The organism is Bradyrhizobium sp. LeoB3 (genome assembly GCF_055456055.1).
The window spans coordinates 1-12,558 of record NZ_JBVBEF010000099.1; the positions used below are offsets into that span (position 1 = coordinate 1).

Genomic DNA, 12,558 nt, shown 5'->3' on the forward strand with positions numbered 1-12,558 from the left:
CCCTGATCCGAAAAAGCGCCCCGCATGCGAACCCCCGACGATCCATGATCGATATAGAATCATCAATCGCAGCCCCTCACGAGGGCTTTTTCAGCAGACTGCTAAGTCAGGCCACGCTATAAAGTCAGCCTCAGCCTCGTTCTCTTCTAATACGCGGATGCCTGCGGGGCGACCATCAACGGGACCCCAGCGAACTCTCTGTGAGACGATCATGCTGTTTGCCATGACCGAGAGCCTACAACATCCGTGTGATTTCAGGGTGAATTGTATACATCCGGGCCGCGCTAGGTTCGCATGCCCGATGGAAATGATATCTGTACTTTCGCCATCGTCGAAACCAAGCCGATTGGCACGCCAATTGCTGGAATATGCTGAGGAAGAACACCAAGATAGCCGAGAGGATTCTATGTCAAACCCTAATTGGTTCTCTTGGTTGAGTTTTCCATTTTTCGCGCCACTCAGCGGGTCGGTGGTGCAGGACATCGCACCGAATTTTCACCGGCAAGTCGATAATGACGTAAGTGCTGAGATTGGCTTAGCTGAACAGCTGGTCATTCTTTGCAATGCCGTTAAAGAGCTTAGGGCGATGCTCGTAGGCATCGAGGAGACACCAGGCGCGAAGCTCAAGATCGCATCCGAGGATGTAACAACAGCAATGGGGCAGCTCGCAGGGATGGAAGCGAAAGTAAACGAGATCAAACAGCGTCATAGCAAGGCCGCCGATCTGGAAGCTGAGCGCGCGCTAGATCGCCTGAAGGAGGTTAATCCGGAGGGATATGAGACGTTCATTCGTAAGCGCGAGAACCGCGCGAGCGCTGGTTAGAGCGCGAGCTCAACCAGCGACTGATGCCGCAACTCTTCTCCCACGCACCTGCCTTCAGATTCGAGGTACGCTGTCAGCATGGTAAAACGGATTGGCTCGTGCAGCTTGTCGATGATCGGGGCGATCGGTTTTGCGATGTGTGGTTTGGCGTCAATCCCGACGACGGCTGGGCCTTTGATGGATTGGCGCACTTCGGAGACCCCGATGCCGATCCGCACGTCTGGCAGAGCTACCAACGCTACTCGGATGGCACCTATCGGCGGCTGCCTTCATTCGCATCCAGCCTCGATCAGTTCAGGCGAGCGACTAAGGGATCATGACAATCGGCCCCGTGCTATACTTCCAGGATGGCTAAGAAGGAGTCCGATTTCGACAAGCTTGCTCGACTTATCAAAGAAGAAGGTGAGGATATTCGAACAGAGATTCGTAACGAGATCGGTCGACTGGAGAAGAAAGTCGACGCTGGCTTCACCCGCATTGATCGCGAGCTTAGTGAAATCCACTCGGAATTGAGAACGCTTCGTCACGACCTCGATGATCTTCGACGAGAAGTCGAGAATATTTCCGGCTACCGCAAGGGGATAGACCACGCACTCGAGAGAATCGCAGCGATAGAAAAACATCTCGGAATTGGCAAGAAGGTGGTTGTGACATTGGCAAGCGATCTTTGAAGCGCTCGCCCGCGGCGGCAAGGACGGCGTGACTTTGTCCATCGACTCCACCTCGATCAAGGCGCATCGCTCGGCGAGCGGCGGAAAGGGGGGAGCATGAACAGGCGATTGGCCGCTCGCGCGGCGGGCGGACCACGAAAATCCACGCGCTGAGCGACCCTGATTGCAAACCTTGCGCATTTCATCTCACTCCGGGCCAAGATGCAGATATTGCCGCAGCGCCGGCCCTTTTGGACCTCGCGCCGCCAATGTCTGCCCTCATTGGGGACAAAGGCTACGACGGCGACGGCTTTCGCGCCGAAATCGTCAATCGTGGTGCGAAGCCCGTCATTCCAAACAAATCCAACAGGGTGACCCTCCACAACTTCAGCATGCGCGCCTATAAAGGGCGCAACGTCATCGAGCGTTGCTTCTGCCGGCTCAAGGATTTCCGGCGTGTCGCAACTCGTTACGACAAACTCGCCAGAAACTTCTTGGCTGCCGTCCACATCGCCGCAGTCGTCGCCTATTGGATCAATTGAGTCTGAACCCTAACATTACAGTTGGTGCGCCGGGAGACCGGCAAGGAGTAGGTGGTGGAAGTCCACGACGATGAAGGAGTAGCGACCCACATCGGCCCCGAGCCGTGCGCAGGCATCCGCGAGGATGTCGGCGAAGCGTCGGCAGGGGAGCGCACAGGCCAGCCATTGAGCCGCGAAAGAGTGTTTTCCCGAGAGCCGACGCTGTCAACTGAGCGGAAGGCAACACGAAGGGGTGCGATATCGCGAGCGCCCAGTCGTTTCGGCGTGGTCGCAGACCCTGGCATGTGCAGAAGCTTCTTGTACGGGAACCGGGAGGTCTCTTGGTCGGCCAGATGCTCGCTGAGCAGCCTGGTCCGCGGTGGGAAGGCGAGGAGCCATAGCCGCCGATGAACGATCAGGAGAAGTCTGACTCGGCCATAGTAGCGACGAAGTCGCCGAATAAAGCCGGGGCTCCGGTGGCAGAGGCGATGGAGCCAAGGGCTGGGACCAGGAGGAACGCGGGACAGCAAAGCACGCACCGGACGCAGACCCGGGCTCGCGTGACCCAGGCGCTGGACCGCGTACGGCAAGCGGCAAAGCTTGGGAAGAAAGAGCGGTTCACGGCGCTTCTCCACCATATCAACACTGACACGCTCCGGTTGGCGTTCTACGCGCTCAAGCGCAAAGCAGCCCCCGGCGTGGACGGTGTGACATGGCAGGACTTCGAGACAGACCTGGAGCCTCGGCTTGAGGATCTGAACGCCCGGGTCCACCGAGGAGCGTATCGGCCCCAACCGTCACGCCGGACGTATATCCCGAAGGCTGACGGCCGGGAGAGACCGCTGGCGATCGCAGCTCTGGAAGACAAAATCGTCCAGGGCGCGACCGTCATGGTGCTCAACGCCATCTACGAAAGCGACTTCGTCGGCTTCTCCTACGGGTTTCGACCCGGCCGGGGGCCACATGATGCGCTGGACGCCAGCAGGCGATTCTGGGCCGAGGGCATTGGGATGCCGACGCGCTGCGCGACATTGTGCGTGAGTACGCACTGGAGACGCTTGGCGATGAGGACGCGGTCCTGGTCATCGATGAGACCGGCTTTTTGAAACAGGGCAAGGCCTCGTGCGGGGTCGCACGCCAGTACACTGGCTCGGCGGGCAAGATCACCAATTGCCAGATCGGAGTGTTCGCCGCCTATGTGTCACGGCATGGCCATGCCTTCATCGACCGGGCGCTCTACCTGCCAAAAGAATGGACGGACGACTCCGCTCGCCTGAAGGCAGCGCATGTACCGAGCGATGTGAGCTTTGCGACGAAACCCAAGATCGCGCGTCAGATGATCACTCGCGCGACCACGGCCAACGTGCCGTTCTCGTTCGTGGCGGCGGACAGCGTGTATGGCATTGGAGAGATCGAAACCCTGCTGCGCAAGGCGGGCAAAGGCTATGTCCTGGGTGTTGCGTCCAATCATGTGTTCCGCTCCTGGGGCAAGCAGCGGCCTGTCGCCGGCACCGCCGCCGCGATCGCGCGGAGCCTTCCCAAAAAGGCCTGGCGCCGCCTGTCGTCCGGCGGAGGGACCAAAGGTCCGCGCTGGCGCTCGAATGCTTCCGTCTGCCCGAGTGCCGCAGCGCGCAGGCCACCTGATTGATGTGGGACCACGAACGCTTTTGGCCGATGAGATGCAGTTGATAGGCCGGACCTGCTCGAAACTCAGCCGGTCCGGTCGGCTAAATTTTGCGATCGCATAGATATAGGATTGCTGAGTCGACGGCGACAGATTGCGGACCGTCATGTCCTCGATCATGCGTTGGCGAAGAGGGCTCATCGTAGCCATCTGGGTCTCCTGTCTTGAGAGGGGTGGTGCGAAGACCAACATCCTCTCAGACAGGACACCTCAGTTCAGCAGGCTCCTCCCCACTCCCGCGTAGCGGGTTCGTTCAATGAGTGATCACGATGGCCTGGAATTGGTGATCACCATCGTCTGGAACACGCAGCGGCCCAACGATGTCAATCGGCTTGCAAATTTGACCCCGCATTGCCTCATCAAGAATGTTACCGGAGAACTGACCGTCAGGGTTGGGGCGGCGATACCGAATCGGATCGGTGTCGCCGATGGCAGGACGGATCAGCATGGGTGCGCGGCGCGAGCTCACGGCGGCGGTGGTAGAGCGCTACCCGAAACAAAGTAGCCAAGGCGACGGTTCGGCCAATTCCATCTACTCGTGTATGCGTCAGTGCTGGCCACCATCCGAGTCATTGGCCTGAGCGGGCGTGAGCAGTTGATCTTATAGACCTGGGCTCGACCGGTCCAAACCACCTCTGCCGAACAGGAGCAGATCAATTCCCCGAAGCCGCTGAGAGGGCACTCAAGCAGCACCAGGCTCGGAAGAAACGAACAATGGCGCAAACGTCAGAGGGACACACTCGAGAATGATCGGGGAGCGAGCCCGAAGCGAGATGTGGCGCAGGACCTGACAGATAAAGGAAGAAGAAACGTGGTGAGACAATAACGCCAATGAAGTCGGCGAGAAAAACCTATCCAACATCGCCGAAAACTCGCGCTGCTCTATTGCTGGGCTAATGGCATGGGATAGCATTCCCGGAGTCCAGAAGATGGACAGGAAATCCGCCCGGAGCCTTGGTGTCTCAGCATCAGTCTACAGAATCAGATCGCCCCCCAAAACGAAATCTTTGTCCAACGCAGGCGGGGCGGCCAACGGGCCCGGTTTGAAGCTAGTAAAGGGAGCGAAACGAAAAAGGCCCTCAACGAGGGTGGGCTTGGCGGCATCGCATTTGAGTTGGGAACTTGGGCGCGGGTACAACTGTGTCCGGCCGAAACTCGTCAGTTTCCTGAAAGCTAAGCTCCTTAACATGAGAACGTGGTTTCTTGACCACGGATGCCGCCCATGCGTCAACTGGTGACGAATCCAGCGAAAGCTCTGGCGGTTTTGAACCCATGTTCCAACCAATAGGAGAGCTGTATGGACAATCGGATCGACGGTGCTGGGCCTCCAGGGTCCCCAAGCGCCTACGAGTGGACTCAAGAAGATCATGACCTATTTAGTCGAGTGATCAATGAAGCCGGGCCGTCCTCATCTAGCGAGCCAGAGGAGACCGTATATGATGTCTCATGGGCCGCTCCTGAAATGTTTTCGCACGGCTCCCAAGTCGCCCCGCTCCCAATGATCGAGAAACTGACCCACCACGGTCTCCTGCCAGACTCGGAGCAGCCGACGGTGAGCTACGAGATCCGAGGTCACCGCTACACGGCCGCGTTGGTCCCGTCTCAGGGCGTACGCCTCATTCATAACCCACCGGAAGCTCAAATGCTGCGAGTCGGGTCGACGGGGGCGCCAGATTTCGGAGCGTTCTTCGTTGAGACCCGACGCCATCGTGCGCCTCTCCCGGAGCAATGGGCCCCCCTGGCGCTTATTGAAAAGCTGCGTGAACAGGGGCTCATGCCAACCGCAGACCACCCAACAACCATTTCGCTCGACGGCAAGCTTTATAACGCCGAGCTAAAGGAAGGAGGGTTCGTTAGGCTTACACGTCAGGCCTGAGATCTGTGGTGGCTGAGCCAACTTGGTTGGGCGGAAGCACTCCGGCCCAGCCGACTTGGACTACCTAGACAATTCACCGTTCCCTACTGAACGGTCCGCATCGCCAGCGCGCATTTTGCAAATCCGCTGGCAGCTGGCGAACATGAACGCTGTGGCAGTTGAGTGGCTGCGCAAGCTCATGGCGGTCCGGGAGTTTCCTGAATACAGGACCGGCCAACAGCGATGCTGCGCTAGCGTTCGCGATCGCTCTTGCTATCGCTCGGTGTTGACCCGGTGAGTATGATGAAGCATCCTGCGCGGCAGGCCTGTCGAACATAAGATGTGAGAAGGTGATGCCAGCCGTGGTCGGAGCGAGTTCGATTTCATATCGCTCCGCCGAAGAGTGGAAGCGATAACATCTAATCGGCGGTTTCCGGAATATACCGTGCTGCCCAGATTCACTGGACGATGCTCCTGACGCGTACTCCCCGACTGGGCTAAGTCGGCGACCATTAGATGCAGAATCGTGTTCCGGCGGATAGGGAATTCACGGCCCACCTGCGGCATCGATCCCGGCGACTTTCGTGATCAGCGGCTTGACGGTGTTGACGTGTCACGAGGCGGCAGCCTAACGCGTTTGAGCTGGGCGAATACGTCCATTCCATCTTTGAGCCATAACGAATGGAAGGAGAAACTCGTGATGAGCGCCAAAATCGCCCCGCGCGCGAGCCGGTGGTGCCGAGCGCAAGTACTAACGTGGCGTCGGAGGTCTCGTGTCCTTAAGACGGCAATGCCGGTGACCTGACAATTGCCTTGCCAATCGAAAATCAAAAGAGATGCGCCCACGCGATCACGAGGGCGAGGGAGGTGGTGAAGCCGACGTGCCCGGACGGAGATGGATGATGTTCTGGTCGAGAGCCGGGATCGTAAAGCGGCCAAACGCCTGCTGTGTAAACTGCTGAAGAAGAGTGACATGCCCTGCGCGTCATGATCACGGATCTTGGGTTATATGGCGCTGCTCGCAGGGCCCTTCCTCGTGCTCTGCGTAACACCTGCGCCCGTCAGCTTGTGATCAGCTTGTCTGAGTAACATTCGCAGCACCGCCTAAGCAGCCCGACGCACTCGGGAGAGACTTACGTCGAAGGGAACGCGAACCGCCATGGATAATCGAATTAGTGGCTCATCCACACGCGCCAGCCAAGCTGACGAACCGAGGCAGTCGGTGGACAGCGACAGCTTTACCGAAACACTTGCGGGCCTGCCGTCCCGAGCGGCGCCGGATCCCCATGCTGGTTTGTCATTGGCGCCAACACAGCCGTACTCGCTCGTTTCCCAACCTCGTATCGTGGAGCTCGAAACGTCTTCATTCGCCTGGGAGTTGCCCGACAAAATGGGGCTCTGCGCCAGTAAGCCACATACCTCGGATGCAGATTTTCACAGTTCAACCTCTTCCAGCTCCACTACATCCCCTCCACCCAGGCCGCTGTTTGAATACAGGACGGTCGAATTGCCTCAGGCGAATGTAGACGGCATCTGCGTTGGGCTGACTGCGGAGTGGCTCCGCAATCTGAGCGGCAGCCCGTCAGCCCGAATGGATGCGCTCATGCCGGAATCAGAAGGGCACCACTCAGCGGCTGAGCGGCAGCAGCAGTATCAGGACCTCAAGGATCGGTTGCGAAGTGAGGGAGCAGGAGCTTCTCAGGCCGACCTTGAGGCACAAAACACCATTTTGCGGGAAGCGGGCCTGGCACCGTCCGGAAGAGAGAACAAATACGGATTCGGCGAGCCCTCGAGGTTCTCGCGCGTGCTGGACAAAATTACCGGCGACGGATCGAAGTATTTGCTGAGTTTGTATTTCGCCGAAGGCGGCGCACACACAGTTGCGACGTCGGCGTCGAATGGAACAACCACGCTCTTCGACCCTAACTATGGAGAATTTACTGTTCCATCAGACCAGATGGGGTCATTGTTCCAAAGCCTCGCCAATCGTTACAGGAATCCTCCCAACGGGCGGCATTTATCGACAGTCACCACACAAAAGATGTACTGAGTCGGGCCTGAAGGCCGCTGGCGACTAATGCCTTCTTGTGGCGAACGAGTCGGTCGTGCTGACATTGGCTATTCCGGCTGTTGTCCCCTTGGGGCCGTCATGGCCGCCTCAAGGTGTTCGAGGATGTCCCGGATCTCGGCCGCCAAAGATGCTCCAAGCGGGGGCAACCCGACCAGTCGGCTCCTACTTCTGATGCGAGGTGTTCCGCGAGACTGCTGACGGAGCGGGCGACACGGGATGTCTCGTGGAGGACGATTGGCGATCGAGTTGAACGAGGCCCTGCGCATCAGAATGTGCGCTCCGTGAACGTCGGACGCCACAGGTGTTCAGCACGATCTCAAGCCGGGTATCCGTGTTGCGACCGATGCCGGATCACCGGCTAATGCGCCTGTCATCGCCGGCAGGTCGCCGACATAGCGATCGATCACGCGAAACCGTCAGGGCGATGGCCGACTGGTTGGTCGTAACGGAATAGAGGTTACACGTCGGACCTCCTTAAAGATGCGCGCTTGCATCGTCTGAACAGCCGGGCGGACGCCGCTGCAACCGAATGAAACCACGATAAAGCCGTGGCTCAACCTAGCTACCCCACCAAAGTCCGCGGCCGGCAAGTTCTGCATCGCCTTGAAATCAGCAAGCGAGGGCCGCATCATCGAGCCCGGAAAGCTGTGAAACGGTGTTGTGATGGTGGGCCGCGGCAATATCAAGGGTAGGGCTGTAATTCTTCTAAAGAACCCGAGATCTCGGCTCGCTCGCGTAACAAGGTATGGCACCTTAGCCGCGAAGCGGAATAAGCATAGCCGTAGAAAAGGCCAGCCGCGGGGAAAATGCGCTGCCCCTCGCCTTGCAAAGCGTGAGCACCGCGCCCCCTCTGTGCGTCAGCTTATTGTCAGCTCGCGCGCCTATCACTGTCCACAGGACTCGAGCAGGCCAGTACGGTGCAACTTTTGCGATAGGAGACCAAACGTCGTGTATAACAGAATCACTGGTTCTTCCAGCCAATTTCCAAGCGCGAGCCAAGCCGATGAATCGGAGCTGTCAGCAGATGGCGGGAGGTTTACCGAAACGCTTGCAGACACGGCCCCTGGTTCCTCCTCGGGGGTGGCACGGCCGTACTCCCTCGTTTCAGAACCTCCCATCGATGAGATCGACAGGGAGTCGTTCAGGCAAGAACTGAGAAATTTCTATGGTAACGACATCAAGCACATGGCCAATAATCCGCAAGAGTACTCGGATTTCGTTTCCGAAAAAGCTGAGCGCACAGCGATGGTCGCCAGAGCCGGATCCACCGTACAGGATTCGGACCAGGCGCGATATTTCAGCTATCAATTGGGTGACAAGAGTGTCGGGCTTCTAAAAACCGAAGGTCGACGTCGCATGGGAGGAGAGGCGTGGGAGCAGCACTTTCCTGGGCGGAAACACGTCTCGTCCGTTGTCGATCTCCGGGTTACTCATCCGCTCGTTGAGAACGCAGGCGATGTTCTGCTGGAACACCAACTTCGGCTTGACGGTAAGCGGGCGTTGGTCATGTCGCGTCCTGCCACGGATGAGGTGAAGCCCCGTCTAGAGCAGATGGGTTTTGTTCGCGTTGGTGACAATGAAGATGACAATGAATATGTGCTTGACCCTAGGCAGCATCCCGACAAGTGGACGCTGAACGAGGAGGGAAAATGGCAGCGGGTGGACAAGCCTCGCCTATATCTCTCCAAAGCTGAGAGTAGCGATGAGGAAAACGAAGGAAGTGTCGAGGAATATTCGGGCGAAGAATACATCGAAACGGATTCATCTGGGGACGATCCTTCTTGGTACTTCGACCGGCTCAATTTAGGCCCGGGGACCGGCTAGCAGAAGTCGCGCCGGGTGCAGCTTGACTTCTCATACCGGCACGCACCGGGGCCAAGGCGACGCTGCAACGGGAGCACCCGGCACGCGCGGGTGTGCTCTCGTTGCGGCGCGCGAGCAGAAATAAATTAGAAGCGGCGGCGGTTCCCGAATTCGCAGGCAGAGCAACTTCTTTGAATTGCTAGTCAGCTGCTCTGAGCTGCCTTTTGGTCATTGGCAACTCTCTGGGATTTGAACGCTCCACAAGCATCGTGCGCAGCGCCGACGAAGTCGCCAAACGATTCTTGATGCTTATCGTGATTGATCATCAAGTTGTTTTCATCGTCTTTGAATGGCGTATTCAAGCTGGCGTTTAGTGGCAACCGGGAGCTTTTGTGTAAGCAGCATCCTACACGCGCGGTCACGAAGTGATCTGAGACTGCTACAGCTGTCCTGGTTGGCGCATGTCGAATCATATGATGAGCCGATTGGGCCAGTTGCGTGATTCTTGCAGGGCGCTTGGCGGGACGATCTAATGAGGTGTGCCCCCCTGACCGAGCAACGGGCCAAGCCGAATGTCGCGGTCGCCTATGCGATCTGCGCTTCAATAACATTAAGTCGGCGCGCTATGGACTTCCGCCTGACGATCATCGACGAAGACGGCAGGCACAGACCATGGCCCATTGTGGTGGTGCGGAAGGGTATCTGAGGAGCAAGCGATGGAAGCAGTCTGGCTCTATATCGATGAAAAAACACCCGCGTTGGGAGCCACATCGGCCGTTCGCGGGATAACCCCAATCAGTGTCTCAAAGAGCATGATGGTGAAGTGTCGCCTGGCATACCCCGTTCTTGGCAGCAGCGATGATGGGAGATCAGTCGATAGAAAGTCGCACAGCGAACCGCCTTTTGAAGGCCTAGGCCGATTTGAGACTCATGGTGCAAGATGGCGAGATGCTTGGTGAACGTGCGAAAGCTTCTTCGCCGTGATCGATCGCGCCACGATTGGCAATCAGAATCCTAAATTCGATGACCTTGACCAGCGCGGGGTCAAGCTTTGAAACGGTGGCCTATTACGTGGGCCTTGACGCGGCTCACTCCGTAGCCTGGCCGTGACTTTAGTGGAAGAGGAGCCGTTTCCGACGGTGCGCGGCCGACGGATCCCTAGGCTCGTCGCGAGGCGAGCCCTCGGCCGCAGCTTCGCGGCATGCTGCGGGAACGATTAGGAATGTGGTGAGGTAGAAAAGCAAAGGTCTGGTGCTGAAACCAAAATTGCAGGTTAGAAAGCATCCTTTGGAAAGCTTGTCCGGGCCTCGCAGTGGAGGTGCTTTACCGGCTCAAGGAAAACCGAGCGCCCGGTTGCCGGCATTGGAAGCGGAAGAAGAGAGATGATCTACATCTACGGTTTGCTCAGCAGTTTGTTCGAATTTCAGCAGACAATGCACGGGCGAGCATGGCACTCGGACGCTGCGCAGCAGCGCTGGCTGGAGGCGACGAGGGAGCCAGAGAACAAGGTGGTCTACGTCGATTTCAAAGCCATTCGCGAGGCAAAGGAGGGAACGTGAGAGCACAAGTTCTTGAAAAACTCGAGGCCGGCCGCGTGCGATACGGCGAATTTGCTAGCGCGCCGGGATCAGGTCCTTGCGGCCTGTTTTTTGTTCAGGGGCCTTGTGGCTGCAAACTCAGGATAGTCGGATTTGTTCGCCCAGGGTGGGAGCATGTCTCCGTCTCGACGCCTAGACGTTGTCCGAACTGGGAAGAGATGTGCTTCGTCAAAGACCTGTTTTGGGATGAAGAGGAGTGCGTGATGCAGCTGCACCCACCTCATTCGCAATACGTGAATAACAGCCGGTATTGCCTGCATCTCTGGAAGCCGACTCGTCAAGAAATTCCGATGCCACCAACGAGCTTTGTCGGCCTCGTCGGGCTCGGGCCATCGGAAGCGGCAATCCTATTTGAACGGATGAGAGCGCTGTTGTGAAAGCCCCGTCGCCGAAGATGTAGCGATGCCCGCAGGCGTGCGTGAGCATGTCCAGACATCTTCGGCATGATGAGCAAAGCTCGTAGCTGCGCCGATGAGAAAAGGCAAAGCAAAATCCGCTCCGAGCGACGCTCGTCAGACTGACGTCAGGTACGTTGCTTAAGCGTTGAGCCGCCAATCGGCAGTAAGCACTTATCACCCACCGAAACGAATATGTCTGGCTCTATGGAGAATATGGTACGGCTCGATTGGGTGCCGTGCTGGTTGCGATCGGCGTGTGACATAGCCGCCTTGTGCTGCGTCGCCTGCCTCTTGATGATGGCCCTTACTGTCATAAGTCTCATTGGTTGCCTATTGCTGCTGGTTCAGGTGAGGCGGCGTTTTTGGCCAGTGCAGCTGGAGAAGTCCGTTGACGCGAGGCGAACCAAACCGCTTTCAAGCCAAAGCTGAAGACATTCCCGCCATTGGAACTCGGCGATTGCCCACATGCGAGAAGGAGACAATGGCCGTGGGCGCACTTGGCGCGTGAGACCTTCTACGAGCATCTCGGAACGGAAGAGAGTTGAAAAGGGGCCCATGCTTCAACGCTGCGTAGGAGGGCACGAAATCACTCGGGCATGCTCTCGGTGCCGTGCCCACCTTTGGGCATTGCGCTAGAAAATCGAGAATGCGCGCGAGCCGCGGCGGTCTCGAGGGCAACCGGAACAGTGCACCTATCAACGCAAGCTAGGGATTTGGCCGTAGAACAGCCAGACCTCAATCTACTGGCGGCCTAATTGGTATCCGTCCGGTGAGGCCTTCACCGGATGCGTACTCGACCAGCGGATCAAGAACGATGCTTTGGCCGAGGCCGCGATCGCGTTCTTTGGTGCGGTGTGGGCACGAGAACGGACGACGGTCATTGTGGCGAAGGCAAGCATGCCCTGTGAGACATGGCGATGCCCGCCTGCCAGGAGCGGGTTTCTTGTGATCAAGACCAAGCTCGTTCTTGGTCGTTTCCAAGCCGTCCTCGACGGCCCAGCGATCGCCTTCCACTGACGCCAGCTTTTGAATGGACGTGCCTTGGTCATCACGTGGAGTAAAATGCCAAGTCGCCGTCGGCAATGTTGCGGCGGATCAGAAATCCTTGCAGATCGGCATCGGGCGAAGCCGACGAGGCTGCTGATAGAATCCGCT

9 protein-coding genes and 4 pseudogenes are annotated in these 12,558 nt (G+C 57.9%); 10 read left to right on the forward strand and 3 right to left on the reverse strand.

Annotated elements, in window-relative coordinates:
* The first annotated feature begins 211 nt into the window (after positions 1-211).
* The 5 genes and pseudogenes from ACZXDY_RS37100 to ACZXDY_RS37120 all read left to right on the forward strand — a co-directional run.
* Complete coding sequence (locus tag ACZXDY_RS37100) at positions 212-823, forward strand: hypothetical protein (protein ID WP_463718903.1); 612 nt, start codon at positions 212-214, stop codon at positions 821-823.
* 98 nt (positions 824-921) lie between these two features.
* Positions 922-1,143 (forward strand): hypothetical protein, encoded by a 222-nt coding sequence (locus ACZXDY_RS37105; protein WP_464348972.1) that lies wholly within the window; start codon positions 922-924, stop codon positions 1,141-1,143.
* Between the two features lie 27 nt (positions 1,144-1,170).
* Positions 1,171-1,494: a hypothetical protein gene (locus ACZXDY_RS37110; protein WP_080664126.1), complete on the forward strand. Its 324-nt coding sequence runs from the start codon at positions 1,171-1,173 to the stop codon at positions 1,492-1,494.
* Positions 1,478-2,015: pseudogene (locus ACZXDY_RS37115) on the forward strand (IS5 family transposase); the annotation flags it as partial. The gene ACZXDY_RS37110 and the pseudogene ACZXDY_RS37115, both read left to right, overlap by 17 nt.
* Positions 2,016-2,804: 789 nt before the next feature.
* Positions 2,805-3,585 (forward strand): annotated as a pseudogene (locus ACZXDY_RS37120) (IS701 family transposase); the annotation flags it as partial.
* 31 nt (positions 3,586-3,616) lie between these two features.
* On the opposite strand, the pseudogene ACZXDY_RS37125 reads toward ACZXDY_RS37120, so the two are convergent.
* Both ACZXDY_RS37125 and ACZXDY_RS37130 read right to left on the reverse strand, forming a co-directional pair.
* Positions 3,617-3,828 (reverse strand): annotated as a pseudogene (locus ACZXDY_RS37125) (phage integrase N-terminal SAM-like domain-containing protein); the annotation flags it as partial.
* A gap of 103 nt (positions 3,829-3,931) precedes the next feature.
* Positions 3,932-4,126, reverse strand: a complete 195-nt coding sequence (locus ACZXDY_RS37130; protein WP_464348973.1) for a hypothetical protein — start codon at positions 4,124-4,126, stop codon at positions 3,932-3,934.
* A gap of 2,629 nt (positions 4,127-6,755) precedes the next feature.
* On the opposite strand from ACZXDY_RS37130, the gene ACZXDY_RS37135 reads away from it, so the two are divergent.
* The 5 genes from ACZXDY_RS37135 (at position 6,756) to ACZXDY_RS37155 (ending at position 11,382) form a co-directional block, all read left to right on the forward strand.
* Positions 6,756-7,583, forward strand: a complete 828-nt coding sequence (locus tag ACZXDY_RS37135; RefSeq protein WP_464348974.1) for a YopT-type cysteine protease domain-containing protein — start codon at positions 6,756-6,758, stop codon at positions 7,581-7,583.
* A 969-nt stretch (positions 7,584-8,552) separates the two neighbouring features.
* Positions 8,553-9,428, forward strand: a complete 876-nt coding sequence (locus ACZXDY_RS37140) for a host specificity protein (RefSeq protein WP_130230645.1) — start codon at positions 8,553-8,555, stop codon at positions 9,426-9,428.
* A gap of 203 nt (positions 9,429-9,631) precedes the next feature.
* Complete coding sequence (locus ACZXDY_RS37145) at positions 9,632-9,781, forward strand: hypothetical protein (RefSeq protein ID WP_165421469.1); 150 nt, start codon at positions 9,632-9,634, stop codon at positions 9,779-9,781.
* A gap of 1,008 nt (positions 9,782-10,789) precedes the next feature.
* Positions 10,790-10,966: a hypothetical protein gene (locus ACZXDY_RS37150; protein ID WP_155255468.1), complete on the forward strand. Its 177-nt coding sequence runs from the start codon at positions 10,790-10,792 to the stop codon at positions 10,964-10,966.
* Positions 10,963-11,382, forward strand: a complete 420-nt coding sequence (locus ACZXDY_RS37155) for a DUF7694 domain-containing protein (RefSeq protein WP_130231713.1) — start codon at positions 10,963-10,965, stop codon at positions 11,380-11,382. The genes ACZXDY_RS37150 and ACZXDY_RS37155 overlap by 4 nt, the downstream gene beginning before the upstream one ends.
* Before the next feature lie 761 nt (positions 11,383-12,143).
* On the opposite strand, the pseudogene ACZXDY_RS37160 reads toward ACZXDY_RS37155, so the two are convergent.
* Positions 12,144-12,511, reverse strand: a pseudogene (locus ACZXDY_RS37160) (hypothetical protein); the annotation flags it as partial.
* Positions 12,512-12,558: the final 47 nt, after the last annotated feature.